This window comes from Ideonella sp. FW305-24 (genome assembly GCF_058788035.1).
On record NZ_JBYTAI010000002.1, the window covers coordinates 511,879 to 528,958 of the forward strand.

Genomic DNA, 17,080 nt, shown 5'->3' on the forward strand with positions numbered 1-17,080 from the left:
GTCATCCGGCAAAGGGCAGCAGCGTGCCGCGGCAAAAGAGGGTGAAGTCTAGACGTTTCGAAGTAAACGACTCGTTGCTGATTGCGTCTACGGCGCCCACAAAAAAAACCCCTCGCAAGGGGCTTTTCGACTTACAGCCGACATCACCGGCGCAAGGCGGACCGCAGGGCCAGCGCCGGGCCGCTCCCAAGCGGCCCCGCTACCCGCCCGGCGGGTGGCTTCGCGTATTCGCGAAGCCGGGTGCTCAAGCCACCACGCGGACCATTTCGAGGCACTTGTTCGAGTAGCCCCATTCGTTGTCGTACCAGGCCACGACCTTGACGAAGGTCTTGTCCAGCGCGATGCCGGCGTCGGCGTCGAAGACCGAGGTCATCGGCTCGCCGCGGAAGTCGGTCGAGACGACCTTGTCCTCGGTGTAGCCGAGCACGCCCTTCATCGCGCCTTGCGACGCGGCCTTCATGGCGTTGCAGATGTCTTCGTAGCTGGCTTCCTTGACCAGCTCGACGGTCAGGTCGATCACCGAGACGTCGGAGGTCGGCACGCGGAAGGACATGCCGGTCAGCTTCTTGTTCAGCTCCGGGATCACCACGCCCACGGCCTTGGCAGCGCCGGTGCTCGACGGGATGATGTTTTCCAGGATGCCGCGGCCACCGCGCCAGTCCTTGTTCGACGGGCCGTCCACGGTCTTCTGCGTGGCGGTGGTGGCGTGCACCGTGGTCATCAGGCCGCGCTTGATGCCGAAGCTGTCGTTCAGCACCTTGGCAACCGGTGCCAGGCAGTTCGTCGTGCACGAGGCGTTCGAGACGATGGCCTGGCCGGCGTAGGTCTTGTCGTTCACGCCATAGACGAACATCGGCGTGTCGTCCTTCGAAGGCGCCGACAGGATGACCTTCTTCGCGCCGGCCTTCAGGTGGGCTTCAGCGGTTTCCTTGGTCAGGAACAGGCCGGTGGATTCGATGATGACGTCGGCACCGACCTCGTCCCACTTCAGCTCGGCCGGGTTCTTCACCGCGGTCAGGCGGATCTTCTTGCCGTTGACGATCAGCGTGCTGCCTTCGACCGCGACCTCGCCCTTGAAGCGTCCATGCACGCTGTCATGCTTCAGCATGTAGGCCAGATAGTCAGGTTCCAGCAGATCGTTGATGGCAACGATTTCGATGTCACTGGCGAAGTTCTGCACCGCAGCGCGGAACACCATGCGGCCGATGCGGCCGAAGCCGTTGATACCTACCTTGATGGTCATGAGATGCCTCTTGATCTGAGTTGTGAAGAAGTGAACGTGAACGCAATGGGCAACCCACCCCTGCCGGCTCAGGCAGGGGATGCTGCCGGTGTCACTTGCCCAGCACCTTGCGCACCGTCAGCGCAAGGTTGTCGGCGGTGAAGCCGAACAGCTTGAACAGCACGCCGGCCGGGGCGGATTCGCCAAAGCGGTCCAGGCCGACGACGGCGGCGCAGCCGTATTTCCACCAGCCGTCGGTCACGCCGGCTTCGACGGCGATGCGCGGCAGCTTGGCCGGCAGCACCGAGAGCTTGTAGGCCATGGGCTGGCGGTCGAAGACGGTGGTGGACGGCATCGAGACCACGCGCACCGCGATCTTGGCCTTGGCCAGCTCGGCCTGTGCGGCCATGGCCAGCTGCACTTCGGAGCCGGTGGCGATGATGACGGCCTGGGCGGCCTTCTTCATGCCGATGTCTGACGGCTCGGACAGCACATAGGCGCCCTGGGTGATGACGTCGGCGTCGACCTTCTGCGTGTACTGCAGGTTCTGGCGCGACAGCAGCAGCGCGCTCGGGCGGTGCTTGTTGGCCAGCGCCATGGTCCAGGCGACGGCGGTTTCCATCGTGTCGGCCGGGCGCCAGACGTCCAGGTTGGGGATCAGGCGCAGGCTGGCGGCGTGTTCGACCGACTGGTGCGTCGGGCCGTCTTCGCCCAGGCCGATGGAGTCGTGGGTGAACACGTGCACCACGCGCAGCTTCATCAGCGCGGCCATGCGGATGGCGTTGCGGCTGTAGTCGCTGAAGGTCAGGAAGGTGCCGCCGTAGGGGATGTAGCCGCCATGCAGCGCCACGCCGTTCATGATCGCGGCCATGCCGAACTCGCGCACGCCGTAGTTGATGTGGCGGCCCAGCTGGCCGGCTTCGTTGCGCGCCGGCTGGCCGTCCTTGCCAAAGCGCAGCGCGGGCGTGCTCTTGGTGTTGGTGAGGTTGGAGCCGGTCAGGTCGGCCGAGCCGCCCAGCAGCTCGGGCAGCGCGGCAGTGAAGAATTCCAGCGCGATCTGGCTGGCCTTGCGGCTGGCCACGGTTTCGGCCTTGTCGTGGGCGGAGGCGACGGCGTCGACCGCGGTCTCGGCGAAGTTCTCCGGCAGCTCGCCGGCCATGCGGCGGGTGAACTCGGCTGCGGCTTCGGGGTAGGCAGCGGCGTAGGCGGCGAAGCGGGCGTCCCACTGGGCGTTGGCCGCTGCACCGGTTTCGGTGGCGTCCCAGGCGGCGCGCACGTCTTCAGGCACGCTGAAGGGCTCGTGGGGCCAACCCAGCGCTTCGCGGGTCAGCTTGATCTCGTCGCCGCCCAGCGGTTCGCCGTGGGCCTTGGCGGTGCCGGCGCGGTTGGGCGAGCCCTTGCCGATGGCGGTCTTGCAGATGACCAGCGTGGGCTTGTCGCTGCTGGCCTTGGCAGTGGCAATCGCCTTGTCGACCGCGCCGACGTCATGGCCGTCCACCGGGCCGACGACGTTCCAGCCGCAGGCCTTGAAGCGCTGGGCGGTGTTGTCGATGAACCAGGGCGCGACCGGGCCGTCGATCGAGATGCCGTTGTCGTCGTACAGCGCGACCAGCTTGTTCAGCTTCCAGGCGCCGGCCAAGGCCACGGCTTCATGGCTGATGCCTTCCATCAGGCAGCCATCACCCATGAAGACATAGGTGTGGTGGTCGACGATTTTCAGCTCGTCCTTGTTGAACTCGGCCGCCAGCAGCTTCTCGGCCAGCGCCATGCCCACCGCGTTGGTGATGCCCTGGCCCAGCGGGCCGGTGGTGGTTTCCACGCCTGGCGTCACGTCGACTTCCGGGTGGCCCGGGGTCAGGCTGTGCAGTTGGCGGAAGTTCTTCAGCTCTTCGATGGACAGCGCGTAACCGGTCAGGTTCAGCAGCGCGTACAGCAGCATCGAGCCGTGGCCGTTGGACAGTACGAAGCGGTCGCGGTCGGCCCACTTCGGCGCCTTCGGGTTGTGCTTCAGGTGGCGGCCCCACAGGGCCTGGGCCATCTCGGCCATGCCCATCGGCGCGCCGGGGTGGCCGGAATTGGCCTGCTGCACCGCGTCCATCGCCAGCGCGCGGATCGCGTTGGCCATCTGGGGGTGCTCGGTACGGGCGCTGACGGGGGAGGTGTCGAGGGGCATGCTGGGTCCGTGTCGGGGGAAGGGCCGGGAAAATGCGAGGAGCGCCGGTATCAGCGGCGGGCCGCCTGGCGCCTTGGTGAGCGCGCTGATGGGCCTGTAAACGACGCGCTGGACTCCCGGATCTGTCGGGAGCGCCGAGCCGTGCAGCGGTGGATTTTAGCGGGGCCGGATAATCCCGACCCCATGCACGGCCTGCACCTGACCGCCGACCTGCGCGGCTGCCCCGCCGGCGCAGCCGCGATGACCGATCCCGACACCCTGCGCGCGCATTGCCGCGCCGCGGTGCTGGCGGCCGGTCTGCAGCCGGTCGGCGAGCTGTTCCACCGCTTCACGCCACTGCCGGAAAGCACGGCACCGCCTGGTGTCACAGGCGTGGTGCTGCTGGCCGAATCCCACCTCGCGGTGCACACCTGGCCCGAACTCGGCGCGGTGACGCTGGACGTCTACGTCTGCAACCTCGGGCAGGACAACAGCGCCCGCGCCGAGGCCTTGATGGCGGCGTTGATCGTGGTGTTCCAGCCGGCGCAGCAAGCGCTGCAACGCCTGCACCGAGGCGACGCCCGCTGACGCACAAGGCGCAAGTGCGCCGTCGTCCGACACGCGCGGGCCCGTTGGCCGCCTAGACTGGCGAATGGTGGCGCAGCAGTCAGGCGCCGGCTTCCCAATTGCGCTCCAGGAGTTGCCATGACGCTTTCGCCCCACACCGCCTTCCGCCAGCTGCTGCCGCTGGCCTTGAGCAGCCTGTTCGCCGTGCAAGGCGGCGCGGCACTGGCTGCCCAGGCCGAGGCCAGCTTCGATTTCGGCCAGTCGCACCCCTACCTCGGCTTTGGCGCCCAGGTCTGGCTGAACGACAACAAGCCCGAGCAAAGCACGCAGATGCTGCGCGACCTGCACGCACGCTACGTGCGCGTGGGCCTGGCGCCGAAAATCCTGCTGAACCAGCTGCGGCCTGGCATGTCGGTGCAGGACGGGCTGAAGCTGATCAAGGCCAATGACAGCGAACAGCAGCGCCAGCGACTGACGCGTTTCGGCGAGCAGATGAAGCAGCTGGGCATCCAGATCCACCTGATCTTCTGGCGCATGCCCGAGCCCTGGGCCCGCTACGACACACAGCGCAAGAGCGGCTCCAAGGACCGCTCGACCTTTGCGGACCCGGCGCGGGTGACGGACTACGCCAACCTGGTCACCGCGCAAATGGTCTACCTGCGCGGCCTGGGCATCACGGCCGACGCGGTGGAGCTGACCAACGAACCGCACGGCGCCTGGAGCACGCTCTACACCCGCGAGGACTATGCACGCCTGGTGCAGGCGGCCAGGGCCGCGATGCAGCAGAACGGCCTGGGCGAGGTCAAGATCGCCGGGCCGGGCGTGAACCTGAAGCAGTTCGACCACTACATCGGCGCGCTGCAGCAGGCCAAGGCGACCGACGACCTGGGCTACATCTCGGCCCACGTCTACGAGAACCCCGAGTTGCTCAGCGACCCGCGCCAGCCCGGCATGGCCAGCTTCCTGGGCCGCGGCCATTTCGGGCCCATCGTCATCACCGAATTCGGCGCGCAGGACGGCAAGGCCAAGGTCGGCGCGCGCAGCTTCGCGGTCACCGAGCCGGCCTACGGCCTGAGCGCCATCGCGCAGGCCGGGCTGCTGCTGAACAATGGCGCCAGCGCGCTGATCTACTGGCAGCTGAAGGACTTCAACTGGGGCACGCAAGGCCACGGCCTGCTCAGCGAAGACGGCCAGCGCCGGCCGGTGGCGCAGGCGCTGCAGACCATCGTCGCGCCGCTGCCGGCAGGGGCGAAGATCGCCGCGGTGCAAGGCCGAATGCCCGCCGGCCTGGTGGCCACCGCATTCCAGACCCCGCAAAACAGCTACCTGATGATCAGCAACAGCAGCGACGAACCCCACCAGCTCAATGCCCGCCTGCAGGGCGGCAGCGGCCACTGCGGCAAGATCGCGCAGACGCAGGTCTGGCGGACCGGTGGTGAAGGCGGCGGCGCGGTGAAGGCACCCGAGGTCAGCGACTGCACCGTCAAGGCCGGCATCGGGCCGGGCAGCGCGGTGCTCGTGGTGCTGCAGTGAGTTCGACGGCAAGCGCGCCCCGCGCCCTGATCCTCGCCGCCGGCCGAGGTGAACGCATGCGGCCCCTGACCGATGCCACCCCCAAGCCGCTGCTGCTGGTGCGCGGCAAGCCGCTGATCGAATGGCACCTGGCAGCGCTGGCCGCGGCCGGCGTGCGCGAGGTGGCCATCAACACCGCCTGGCTGGAGGACCAGTTCCCGGCCGCCCTGGGCGACGGCAGCCGCTGGGGCCTCAGGCTGCACTATTCGATGGAAGGCCGTGACCACGGCGGCGCGCTGGAGACCGCCGGCGGCATTGCCAAGGCCTTGCCGCTGCTGGCGCCGCAGGGCAACGAGCCCTTCTGGGTCGTCTCCGGGGACGTGTTCCTGCCCGGCTTTCCGTTCGACGCGGCCGATGCGGCGGCCTTCGCCGCCAGCGCGCTGTCCGCCCAGCTCTGGCTGGTGCCCAACGCGCCGCACCATCCGCGCGGCGACTTCGGCATCAGCCCCGAAGGCCTGGCAGTGGCCGATGCGCCGGAGCGCCACACCTGGGCCAGCGTCGGCCTGTTCCGGCCAGCCATGTTCACCGACATCCCGCCCGGCACCAGGCTGGCGCTGCGACCCAAGCTGGACGCCGCCATCGCAGACGGCCGCGTCGGCGCCCGGTTGTGGCCGGGGCCGTGGACCGATGTTGGCACGATCGAGCGGCTGGACGCGCTGAACCGCTGAGTTTGCGCGGCCGGCACCGGGCCGCCCGGCAGGTGGTCTTGCGTACCCGCGAGACCGGGTGCCCCAGTCACGCTCAGTCCGCCAGCTTGCCGGTGATTTCCTCGATGCGCGCCATCACCTCAGGCGTCAGCTTGTCGGCAATCGCCAGCGCGCCGAGGTTGCTCTGCAGCTGCGAGACCTTGGACGCGCCGGTGATCACCGAGCTGACATGCGGGTTCCGGGTCGCCCAGGCGATGGCCAGTTGCGCGGTGGTGCCGCCGAGTTCCGCGGCAATCGGCGCGAGCTGCTGCACCGCGGCGTTCTTGACGGCATCGGTCAGGCCCTCGCGCAGGAAGCCCATGTCCTGCAGCGCGCCGCGCGAATCGGCCGGTACGCCGGCGCTGTACTTGCCGGTGAGCAGGCCCGAAGCCAGCGGGCTCCAGGTCGTCAGGCCCAGGCCGATGTCGTCGTAGAGCCGGGCGTACTCCTGCTCCACCTTGCGGCGGTGGAACAGGTGGTACTGCGGCTGCTCGACCACCGGCTTGTGCAGGTGATGGCGCTCGGCAATGTCCCAGGCGGCGCGGATCTCGGCCGCGCTCCACTCGCTGGTGCCCCAGTACAGCGCTTTGCCCTGGGTGATCATGTCGCTCATCGCGTGCACGGTCTCCTCGATCGGCGTGTTCGGGTCCGGCCGGTGGCAGTAGACGAGGTCCAGGTGCGCCAGGCCGAAGCGCTGCAGCGAGCCGTCGATGGCCTGCATCAGGTACTTGCGGTTCAGCGTGTTCTTGCGGTTCACCGGCCCATGCTGGCCCGGCAGGCCCCAGAAGAACTTGGTCGAGACGACATAGTCCAGCCGGTTCCAGCCCAGCTTCTTCAGCGCCTGCCCCATCACGGTTTCGCTCTCGCCGGCGGCATAGGCCTCGGCGTTGTCGAAGAAGTTGACGCCGGCATCAAAAGCCGCGGCCATCATCTCGACGGCGGCATTCACATTGACCTGGTTGTGGTAAGTGACCCACGAACCCAGCGACAGCTCGCTGACTTGCAGGCCGGCGCGGCCCAGGCGGCGATAACGCATGAGGATCTCCTGATGGATTTGGAATGAGCTGCGCAGCTTATCCAGCCGCGCCAACCTTGTTCACTCCAGTGGCACCGAGAAAAACCGGTAGCCGCCCTCGCCAGCGGTCTTGGTGGCATACATCGCGCGGTCGGCATTGGCCATGATGTCGCTGGCGGTTTCGCCGTCATGCGGGTAGCGGGCGATGCCGATGCTGGCGTCGACCTGCAGCTGCTTGCAGCCGTGCGGCACCGGCAGGCGGATCTCGTCGAGCAGCTTCTCTGCGATCAGGGCCACGTGCAGCGGGTGGGCCGAGGTGTCCAGCAGCACGACGAACTCGTCGCCGCCCAGGCGGGCCACGGTGTCGGCCTGGCGCATCGCGGCGTGCAGCCGCTGGGCGATGATTTGCAGCACCACGTCGCCGGCATCGTGGCCGTGCTGGTCGTTGACCTGCTTGAAGTTGTTCAGGTCGATGAACAGCAGGCAGACCGCTTCGCCATTGCGCCTGGCCTGGGCCAACGCGTGCGCCAGCCGGTCCTGGAACAGCCGGCGGTTCGGCAGGCCGGTCAGCATGTCGTGGTGCGACAGGTGCTCCAGTTCCTGCTGCTTGGTCGTCAGGTCGGCCAGCTGGCGCGTGATCTGCACCTGCATCTGCTGGAAACGGCGCGCCAGCGAACCGATCTCGTCATTGCGGCGCAGCGGCAGGTCGCCCGGCGTCTCGCCAGCCGCGAAACGCCGCGCGGCCTCCGACACGGCATTGATCGGCCGGGTCAGCGCCTGCGCCAGCGCCGCAGCCACCAGCAATGACACCAGCCCCAGCCCCAGCACGATGCGGGTGATGGCCTGGCCCAGCGGCTGCGACTGGGCCAGCACCTGCGCCAGCGGCTGGGCCAGGCCCAGCACCAGCCGGTTCTCGTTGGCCGGGGACTCCAGCGGCAGCGCGACAAAGGCCGCGACCAGACCGGCCTGCGGCGGGCCGCCGGGCTCGGCGTCGCCATCGACATCGAACACCACATGCTCGCTGCGCCCGTTGACCACCGGCGCGGTGGCTGCAAACTCGTCCTGCAGCAGCACGCGGCGGCCGCGGTCGAAACCGAAGGTCTTGCTGCTGTCGGGATGGATCAGGATGTCGCCGCCGCCATTGGCCAGGTACAGCGCGAAGGCCTCGGGCAGGTCGGCTGCCAGCAGCGCGAACATGCTGTTCAGGTCCACGTTGACGACGACCACGCCAATCGCCTTGCCGGCCGCATCGATCACCGGCATGGCCTGCTGCAGCGCCGGCTGGTCGAAGCCGGCCGCGGTGCCGCTCTCGTGGTTGATGGTGATGCGCGACAGGTAGGTCGCGCCGGCCGGCATCTGCAGGGTTTCGGCGACGTAGGCGTAGTGGCCCTTCTCCTGCAGCGCATCGCCCAGCACGCGAACGGGCGATGCGCCGCGGCGATCCATGCGCACCCGCTCCAACCCATGCTCGCTGGCGGAAATGAGCCGCAGCTGCAGGTAGGACGGGTTGGCCGTCATCACGCCGCCGAACAGCGAGGCCAGGCGGTCGGCATCGGCCGCGTCGCCACGCTGCAGCACGGTCAGCGTGGCCGGGTGGTTGACCAGAACCTGCAGGTTGCGCGTGATTTCTTCGCGCGTCTGCGTGATGCGACGCGCCAGCACCTGGGTGGACGTGAGCAGCTCGTTGCGCGCCGAGACCACCTGCAGGCTGCGGCTGGCCTGGTAGGCGTAGAACCCGGTCAGGCCCGCAGCGCAGAGCCCCACCAGCGCGAGCACCAGCGCCAGCCGGCCGGCAATGCCCAGCCTCAGGCGTGATCGCCGTGGCGGCGCGATGGCGGACGGTGGCGACGCGGCCGCACCGAGCCCCGATGGCAGACCCGGCGGCTGCAGCACCGCGGGCGACGCCAGCGCCGCCGTCTCGCTGTGCGGTGACGGGTCTGCCGTCATGGGGCGAGCACCCGGGACGCCCGGTCGCCCGAGACGATGCGCGCCCACAAGGCATTGCGGCGCTCCTCGTTTTCCACGGGCTCCAGCCACAGCAGCTTGTCGCCCGGCCGCTCCACCGGCGAAGCCTGCACGGTGCAGCCCAGGCCCTGGCGCGTCATCAGCAGGCGCGACGGTTCGGGCTCCAGCAGGTGGTCGATCCAGGCATGGGCCAGCGCCGGGTCGCGTGCGCCACGGGTCACGGCCCAGCAGTCCAGCCAGGCCAGTGCGCCTTCCTTCGGAATGACGTAGCCCACGTCCAGCCCGGCCTGCCGCACCAGCTGCAGCTGCTGGCTGCCGTAATTGGCGAACATCAGCCAGGCCTGGCGGCGCTTGAACATGGCCACGGACTCCTCGGGCTGGGTGTAGAACCCGGCCACGTTGCGGCGCAGCGCGATCAGCCTGTCCACCGCCCTGGGCCACTGCGCCTCGCTGAGGTGGAACGGGGTCTTCAGGCCCAGCGCCTGCGCGGCCAGCGAGAAGTTGTGCGAGCCGTCGTTGTAGGCCAGCACCCTGCCCTGGTAGCGCTCGTCCCACAGCGCGGTGATGGAGCTGGGCGGGTCCAGCACGCGCACCCGGTCATAGATCAGGCCCATCTCGGCATAGGCATAGGGCACGCCGTAGAGCCGGCCGCCCTGCACCAGCCCGGGCAGCGAAGCGGCGTCGCGAAAGCGCGGCAACTGGCGGCGGCGGTTGGGCAGCGCGTTGGTGTCCAGCGGCAACACCAGTTCCTGGCGGATGTAGCGCTGCAGCTCGGCAGTGTTGGCGGCAAAGACGTCGAAGTCCTGCGCGTGGTTGTGGGTCAGGCGCTGCCACAGCACGGTATCGGAATCGACCACGCTCACCTCGACCCTGGCGCCGCTGCGCTGCTCGAAGGCTGCGACCACTTCCGGTTCGGCGTAGCCAGGCCATGCCAGCACCCGAAGCTGCCTGCCAGCGGCGCGGACCCGTGGCGACACGGCGGCGCCTAGCACCGCACCCGCCACACAGATCTGCCGACGACTCCACCCGCGCTTCGCCATGTGCACCTCGCCCGCATCCTACTGCTGGCGGATGCCGCTGCGTTTAGCCGACTTGCGCACTGCGCGATTCCGTGAACCACTCGCCTTTCTTCAATGCGTCACCGGGGTGACGCAAGGCGCGTGGCCGTCACCAGCCCCCGCCCCGCCTGCCAGCCCAGCGTGAAGGCTTCCTCGAACACGGAGTAGCCGGCCAGGTCGGCATGGGCGAAGCGCAGGCGGCCGGCGGCCTGGCGCAGTGCCTCGCGCGCCGGCTGGCTGCGGGTGCCGGGCACGGGGATGCTCATCGCGTGGCCCCAGCGCATCAGGTCGGCCTGCTGAAGCTTGGACGCCAGGTCCGGGTGCAGCGGCGCGAGCTGGCGCACGATCTCTGCCGTCCAGTGCTCGGCACTGCCGGCCAGCAGTTCGGGGCGACGGGTCTCGGGCAGCGCGCAGTAGGCGGTGAGCAGTTGCGGGCCGGCCAGGCCGGTGTCGGGGCGCAGGCTCTGGTGCTGCGCGTCCACGTAGCCCAGCGACAGACTGCTGCCGGCCGGCGCGAAAGCCACGTTGTCCCATGAAGACGGGGCGCCGAGGCGGTCCAGCAGTGGCGCTTTCAGCAACAGATTGGCCACCAGCCAGGGCGCGTAGCGGGTACCCGCCGCGGCCTGCTGCAGCGCGCTGACGAGCGGCGCGTCCAGCCCGGCCACGACCCGGTTGGCGATGAACAGCGGCAGCGCGAGCACCACTGCGTCGGCCGTCCAGACTTCGGCCTGGCCTGCAGCTTCGTCCCAGGCCAGCACCTGCACGCCATGCTTCTGCAGCTCGACCCGCAGCACGGTGCGGCCGGTGCGCAGCCGCGGCTTCAGCGGCTCGGCCAGTTCGCGCACCAGCCAGGCGTTGCCTTCAGGCCAGGTGAACACGGCGTCGCGCTCGGCACTGTCGTCGCCAGGCGCGTGGAAGCCGTGCCGGCTGGCGAAGTAGTGCAGACCGGCCCAGGCGGAGACGGTGTGAATGCCGGCGCCGTAGTCATCGCGGCAGCAGTAGTCCAGGTAGCCGAGCAGGCGTGCGTCGTCCAGGCCATTGGCGGCGAGCCAGGCGTCGAAGCGCTGCGCGTCCAGTGCGGCATGACCGGGCGACCAGCGCACGCGGTGCGTGGGCAGCGCAAAGCCGAGTTCGCGTTGCGCCTGGTCCACCAGCGCGGCGAAGCGGCGGTACTGCGCCAGCGTGGCCGGCCGCCCTTGCGCGGAGGGCAAAAGCCCATCCTGCCAGGCGCCGTCGATGAACAGGCGCTCCTGCGGGCTGTGGCAAAGGTAGCGTTCGTTGGCATGCACGCCGGAAGAATCCGAGCGCAGCAGGCCGATGTCATGCAGCCAGGCACTGACTTCGTAGGTGCTCTCACCCGGCACCGGCAGGTAGTGCGCGCCCAAGGGGCAAGCGAGGCCGGCGACCGCGTGGCCCCGGCTGTTGCCGCCAGCATGGTCTTCCAGCTCCAGCAGCTGCGCATCCGCATGCCCGGCCTGGTCCAGCGCACGCAGTGCCGACAGGCCGGCCACGCCACCGCCCATCACCAGCACGCCCGCGCGGCGCTGCACCGCAGCCACCGGTAACGAGCCGGACTTCAGAGTTCGCAGGCGGTGGCCACGCTCGAAGGACGCGCCGACCCAGCGCGTATCTGGCGCCTCCCGCGTTCGTTCGCATCCGCTGAGCCAAGGCAGCGCGGCGCCGACCAGCAATGAGCGCCGCCGCAACGAACTCATTGATGCACCTGCCCCCACTCTTCCTCGAAGGTCTGCACCAGCACTTGGTTGGACAGCCGGTTCGGCTCGGCGGGCACGCGCGCCATGTCGGGCGGGAAGTCGAACAGCGCGGGCAGGCCCGGCAGCGTCAGGAAGCGCAGGCCGACGGGCAGCGCGGTGGGTGGGTGCCACGGCCGGCGGCTGGCGAGGATGTAGCCCCATTCGCCGAAGCTGGGCACGTGGGCGTGGTACGGCGTGATGGTCAGGCCCGCGGCCTCCAGCGTGCTGGCCACCGTCCAGAAGCTCTTGCGCGCGATCAGCGGCGAGGTGGTCTGCACCACGGCGTAGCCGCCCGCGGCCAGGTGCTGGTCCACCAGTTCATAGAAGCTGGTGGTGTAGAGCTTGCCGAGCGCGAAATTGCTGGGGTCGGGGAAGTCGATGACGATGACGTCGAAGCTCTCGGCGTGCGAGGCCAGCCAGCCGAAGGCGTCGTCGTTGACGACCTTCAGCTTGGGCGAATTCAGCGAGTTCTGGTTCAGCGCCGTGAGCAGCGGCTCGGTGCGGAACAGCTGCGTCATCTTCGGGTCCAGGTCCACCAGCGTGACCTGCTCGACCGAGGGGTACTTCAGGATCTCGCGCGCGGCCATGCCGTCGCCCCCGCCCAGCACCAGCACGCGCCGAGGCCCGCCCTGCGCGGCCATGGCCGGGTGCACCAGCGCCTCGTGGTAGCGGTACTCGTCCTTGGAGTGGAACTGCAGGTTGCCGTTCAGGAACAGCCGGATGCCGGCGCGGCTGCGGGTGACGACCACGCGCTGGTAGGCGCTGGTCTCGCGCAGCAGGATGGCCTCACCGTAGAAGCGGTCCTCGGCCCAGGTGGTCAGCTGCTCGGCACCGGCCATGGCCGCGAGCAGCGCCAGCAGCACGCCGGCACAGGCCAGCGCATGCGCGCGCCAGGCCCGCAGCTGGGCGCGGAACATCCACAGCGCCCAGACGGCCACCACCGCGTTCAGCAGGCCGAAGAAGATCCCCGTGCGGATCAGCCCCAGGTGCGGCACCAGCAGCAGCGGGAAGGCCACGGCGACGACCAGCGCGCCCAGGTAATCGAAGGTCAGCACCTGCGAGACCAGGTCCTTCAGGCCGTAGCGCTGGCTGAACTGGCGCTTCAGGATGCGCATGACCAGCGGAATCTCCAGCCCGACCAGCACGCCCACCAGCCCGACCAGGCCGTACAGCAGCACGCGGAACGAGGCGCCGGCCGTGGGCGGCAGGCTGGCATGCGAGGCGAACAATGCCGCCGGCATCAGCCCGCCAACCAGGCCCACCAGCAGCTCCACGCGCAGGAAGTTCGCCACCAGCTGGCGCTCCACGTACCGGCTCAGCCAGGAGCCCAGCCCCATCGCGAACAGGTAGCCACCGATGATGGTGGAGAACTGCAGCACCGAGTCGCCGAGCAGGTAGCTGGCGAGCGCACCAGCGGCGAGTTCATAGACGAGACCGCAGGCCGCGATGACAAAAACGGATGCGAGCAGCAGCACTTCAGCCGGCTGCACACGACCTGATTCAGGCACCTCTTCGTGCAGAGGCTCCAGGACGCTCATCCGTGGATGGCGGCGGCCACGATTTGCCCGATCGCGATGAACATGCCCGCCACGACGATGCCCAGCGCCACGTTCTTGTGCTCGACGATCTCTTCCCACAGCTTGTACGGGGTGAGCTTGTCGATGACGGCAAAGCTGATCCACAGCACCAGCACGCCGATCACCGCGTACAGCACCGAGCCCAGCACCACGTCCGGGTGCAGCCATTCGAGGTTCATCGTGTTTTCTCCGTTGTTTGAATTCAGCGCCCGCCAGGAGCAGTCCGCTGGATTGAGATCTCGGGCCGCGCCGCTAGGCCGTCACCCCGTTCCACTGTTGACAAGAACTGTTGCATCAAAATGGGTGAGGTGCCAGAACTTTGCCCTCTCTTCCAGAGTGACACGAGCGCAGCCAAGTTGGGCAGCTCTTCAAGCGCCGGCAACCCATACTGCTCGATGCGAGAAGCGATCTCATGCGCAGCGTCAGCTGCACCTGCGGGGCCGTGCACCTCCCACCACAAGTCCCGTTGCTCCGGCGATAGCGACCCAATGCGTTGCTGCCATTGAGACATGCCAACAGATGGCTTCACGGTGTCGCGGATGTCCGGGTAGACCGCCGCACGCGCGAACACCGCCACATTCACGGTGAACCGACTGCTACTGGATGTGTTGTAGCGGGAACTCTGCAATTCGATCAGATGCACCACGTCTTCTGTCTCGCGCGAAAAGACGCTTGCCTTCTTGCGATATCCCAGCGGCCGCAACACCTCCTGTAAGGCCTGAACAATTGGCTTCCGGAGTTCGGACGGAGTCATGAAGGCCTCACGATTGCTTGACGTGGCGGCTCACTTGTGACCGCCACCACCGCTGGAATAACCGCCAAACGAGCCGCCGCTGCCGCCAAAAAAGCCGCCACCGTGGCTGCGCTGCTGCTGCCGGCATTGCTGGTACTCGGCACTGGCCTCGCCAAAGGTGGCGCGCTGCTGGGCGCAATCGTCGCTGCTGCTGCAGCGGGTCATCAGCAGGATCACGACGATCACCACCACCAGGATGATCACGCCCTGGCTGAGCCCGCCAACGCCTTTGCTGCCGGTGAGGCTGGACAGCGGCGAGGCATCGCTGCGCAGCGCCGCGGCCTGCGGGCCGGTCAGCCCAAAGGCCTTGGCGACCGCATCCGCCGGCAAGGCCTTGCCCAGCGACCAGACGACCTCGTTGGCCGTGCGCTCGCTCGAGAGCATGGCGCCACCGGGGCCGTCGTAATCGGTGACCTCGGCGCGCTCCTCGCGCTGCACGCGCCAATAGAACTCGCCCAGCACCCAGGTGACCTTGGCCTGGTAGCGGTAACGCTGCTTGAAGCTCGTCGCTTCCAGACGTGTGGTGCTGCCCTGCACCACCGGCGCGCCGGTCAGCGGTCGCACCCAGCTCCAGCCGTCTTCGGCATCGACCAGGAAGGCGAAGCCTGCCGTGCGGTGATAGAGCAGGTACTCGCGCCAGAAGGTCTGCTCGTCGTCGTCGCCCGGCGCGGGCAGGTCGCAGCGCTCCTGGTAGCCGACGACCTGCCAGTCCAGTTCGCCCTCGGCGCCCAAGGCCAGCTTGCCGATGCGGCCCAGCGGGATCTGCGGCTGCAGGTTGCCGGGGCCGCTGTTGTTCTGCGCGTAGAAGGCCAGGTCGGCACCCGGCCCCTTGGACACGTCCACCACGGCCTTGCACTGCGGACAGCTCACGCTTTGCGTGGTCGACAGGCTCAGCGTGATCGCAAAGCCGCAGCTGGGGCAGCTGAAGCCCTTGCTGCCGAGCGTCTTCTCGTTTTCCTCGCGCAGGCCGCGCAGCTTCAGCTCGGACAGCGCGACCGAGCGGCCGATGGACCATTGCAGCTGGCCGGCCTCGGCGTCGTCCAGCGTGCCGACCTCGCCGCGCTCGCTGCGCAGGTCGGCGACCGTGAATTCGCCTTCGAGCTTGGGCGGCCTTGGCAGCTCGCCTTGAGCGGCCAGCAGCGACGCGCGCTGCACCGAGGCCACGCTCCATGCCTGGCCGGCCAGCAGCCGGCGCTCGCCGGGGTAGAGCTCGTTCAGTTGGGGAGTGTCGGGCGGCAGCGGCTGATCGAAAGCCAGCACGTAGGCGCCGTTGTCCTCGCTGAGCCAGGCCACACGCGGCGTGGCGTCGGCCCCCGCATCGAACAGCGCATGCCACTCGTTCCATGTGCCGGCTTCATAGCGGTACTGCAGCCGCCCGACCAGCGTGAACGGCACGCCCTGGTACTGGCCGCTGGCACCGAGCTGAAGGGGAGAGTGGTCGTCGAACAGCTCGGCGCTGACGCCGATGCGGCGCAGCGCCTCGCCATCGCGCACCAGCGTGCTGCGGCAGAAGCTGCAAACCGCGCTGGCCGACGCGGCCGACGCAAACTCGACCGGCGCACCGCAATTCGGGCACGCGGCACGGTAGACGCGCTGGGGCCGCCCAGGCGCCGCGGGAGGACTGCCGGTTGCCACGAACTCAGGTCAGCTTTTTGAGCAGTTCCGTCTTCTTGGCAAGGAACTCTTCGTCTGTCAGGATGCCCTTGGCCTTCAGGTCGCCCAGTCTTTCCAGCAGCGCCATCACGTCGTCTGCCGAAGCCGCGACGGCAGGCGACGCCGCGGCCACCGCTGGCGCCCCGGTGACCGCAGGGCCAACGCCGCCCAGGCCCTGGCCCAACTGCTGCGCCAGCACCTGGCCCAGCGCCACGCCGGCACCCAGGCCCATCGCGTCGCCAGCAATGCCGCCGCCTTGGCCGGCGCCTTCGGCAAATTTCGGAATCGCCTGCGCGGTCTGGTACTGCATGAACTTGCCCATGTCGTTGCCGACCATGCCCATGCCGATCTTCTGGTCCAGGATCTTCTGCAGCTCCTCGGGCAGCGACACGCTTTGCAGCGTCACGCCTTCCAGCTTCAGGCCCAGCGCCTCGAAGGACGGAGCGGTTGCATCTCGCAGTTGCTTGGCGAACTCGATCTGGTTGGCCGCCAGGTCCAGGAACGGGATGCCGCTTTGCGCCACCGCGTCGCTGATGTGCTGCAGCATCAGGCCGCGCAGCTGACCATCCAGGTCTTCAACCGTGTAGCGGTCGCGCGTGCCGGAGATCTCGGTGTGGAACAGCTTCGGGTCCGCGATGCGGTAGGCGTAGTTGCCGAAGGCGCGCAGGCGCACCGCGCCGAAGTCCTTGTCGCGGATCGTGATCGGCTGGCTGGTGCCCCAGCGCTGGTCGATCTGCTGGCGGGTGCTGAAGAAGTAGACGTCGCTCTTGAACGGGCTCTGGAACAGCTTGTCCCAGTTCTTCAGGTAGGTCAGCACCGGCAGCGTCTGCGTGGTCAGCTTGTGCATGCCGGGGCCGAAGACGTCGGCGATCTTGCCTTCGTTGACGAACACCGCCATCTGGCTCTCGCGCACCGTCAGCGAGCCGCCGTACTGGATTTCGTTGCCCGCCATCGGGTAGCGCCAGGCCAGCGTGCCGTCGCCGGACTCGGTCCACTCCAGGATGTCAATGAACTGTTTCTTGATGAAATCCATCAAACCCATGACAGCACCCCCTTCTGGCTTCGC

At 68.5% G+C, this 17,080-nt stretch carries 14 protein-coding genes; 3 read left to right on the plus strand and 11 right to left on the minus strand.

Annotated elements, in window-relative coordinates; all coding sequences use genetic code 11:
• Positions 1 to 244: 244 nt before the first annotated feature.
• Positions 245 to 1,243, minus strand: coding sequence for a type I glyceraldehyde-3-phosphate dehydrogenase (gene gap, locus AC3WR5_RS07970; protein ID WP_492483318.1), 999 nt, complete (start codon positions 1,241 to 1,243; stop codon positions 245 to 247).
• A gap of 91 nt (positions 1,244 to 1,334) precedes the next feature.
• Positions 1,335 to 3,395 (minus strand): transketolase, encoded by a 2,061-nt coding sequence (gene tkt / locus AC3WR5_RS07975; RefSeq protein ID WP_492483320.1) that lies wholly within the window; start codon positions 3,393 to 3,395, stop codon positions 1,335 to 1,337.
• A gap of 183 nt (positions 3,396 to 3,578) precedes the next feature.
• On the opposite strand from tkt, the gene speD reads away from it, so the two are divergent.
• From speD to murU, 3 genes are all read left to right on the plus strand, one after another.
• The gene (gene speD, locus AC3WR5_RS07980) at positions 3,579 to 3,962 is read left to right on the plus strand and encodes an adenosylmethionine decarboxylase (RefSeq protein ID WP_492483322.1); all 384 of its coding nucleotides are present in this window, start codon (positions 3,579 to 3,581) and stop codon (positions 3,960 to 3,962) included.
• 117 nt (positions 3,963 to 4,079) lie between these two features.
• On the plus strand, positions 4,080 to 5,474 hold the full coding sequence (locus AC3WR5_RS07985) for a glycoside hydrolase (protein ID WP_492483324.1): 1,395 nt from the start codon (positions 4,080 to 4,082) through the stop codon (positions 5,472 to 5,474).
• Entirely contained in the window at positions 5,471 to 6,181 is a 711-nt protein-coding gene (gene murU, locus AC3WR5_RS07990) for an N-acetylmuramate alpha-1-phosphate uridylyltransferase MurU (protein WP_310742409.1), read from the plus strand. The genes AC3WR5_RS07985 and murU overlap by 4 nt, the downstream gene beginning before the upstream one ends.
• A 73-nt stretch (positions 6,182 to 6,254) precedes the next feature.
• On the opposite strand, the gene AC3WR5_RS07995 is transcribed toward murU, so the two are convergent.
• The 9 genes from AC3WR5_RS07995 to AC3WR5_RS08035 all read right to left on the minus strand — a co-directional run bounded on the left by AC3WR5_RS07995 (position 6,255) and on the right by AC3WR5_RS08035 (position 17,056).
• The gene (locus AC3WR5_RS07995; protein ID WP_492483326.1) at positions 6,255 to 7,235 is read right to left on the minus strand and encodes a potassium channel beta subunit family protein; all 981 of its coding nucleotides are present in this window, start codon (positions 7,233 to 7,235) and stop codon (positions 6,255 to 6,257) included.
• A 60-nt stretch (positions 7,236 to 7,295) separates the two neighbouring features.
• A complete protein-coding gene (locus tag AC3WR5_RS08000; RefSeq protein ID WP_492483328.1) occupies positions 7,296 to 9,161 on the minus strand; it encodes a diguanylate cyclase domain-containing protein in 1,866 nt (621 codons plus the stop codon).
• Positions 9,158 to 10,117, minus strand: coding sequence for an ABC transporter substrate-binding protein (locus AC3WR5_RS08005; RefSeq protein ID WP_231010289.1), 960 nt, complete (start codon positions 10,115 to 10,117; stop codon positions 9,158 to 9,160). The genes AC3WR5_RS08000 and AC3WR5_RS08005 overlap by 4 nt, the downstream gene beginning before the upstream one ends.
• A gap of 200 nt (positions 10,118 to 10,317) precedes the next feature.
• A complete protein-coding gene (locus tag AC3WR5_RS08010; protein ID WP_492483330.1) occupies positions 10,318 to 11,952 on the minus strand; it encodes a flavin monoamine oxidase family protein in 1,635 nt (544 codons plus the stop codon).
• Positions 11,949 to 13,529, minus strand: coding sequence for a polyamine aminopropyltransferase (locus AC3WR5_RS08015; RefSeq protein WP_492483332.1), 1,581 nt, complete (start codon positions 13,527 to 13,529; stop codon positions 11,949 to 11,951). Before AC3WR5_RS08015 ends, AC3WR5_RS08010 begins: the two co-directional genes overlap by 4 nt.
• Positions 13,526 to 13,747, minus strand: coding sequence for a DUF350 domain-containing protein (locus tag AC3WR5_RS08020; protein WP_141291541.1), 222 nt, complete (start codon positions 13,745 to 13,747; stop codon positions 13,526 to 13,528). Before AC3WR5_RS08020 ends, AC3WR5_RS08015 begins: the two co-directional genes overlap by 4 nt.
• 23 nt (positions 13,748 to 13,770) lie before the next feature.
• The gene (locus AC3WR5_RS08025; RefSeq protein WP_492483335.1) at positions 13,771 to 14,322 is read right to left on the minus strand and encodes a DUF4304 domain-containing protein; all 552 of its coding nucleotides are present in this window, start codon (positions 14,320 to 14,322) and stop codon (positions 13,771 to 13,773) included.
• Between the two features lie 30 nt (positions 14,323 to 14,352).
• On the minus strand, positions 14,353 to 15,996 hold the full coding sequence (locus AC3WR5_RS08030) for a DUF4178 domain-containing protein (RefSeq protein WP_492483337.1): 1,644 nt from the start codon (positions 15,994 to 15,996) through the stop codon (positions 14,353 to 14,355).
• A 4-nt stretch (positions 15,997 to 16,000) separates the two neighbouring features.
• A complete protein-coding gene (locus AC3WR5_RS08035; RefSeq protein WP_231010293.1) occupies positions 16,001 to 17,056 on the minus strand; it encodes an SPFH domain-containing protein in 1,056 nt (351 codons plus the stop codon).
• Between the last annotated feature and the right edge of the window lie 24 nt (positions 17,057 to 17,080).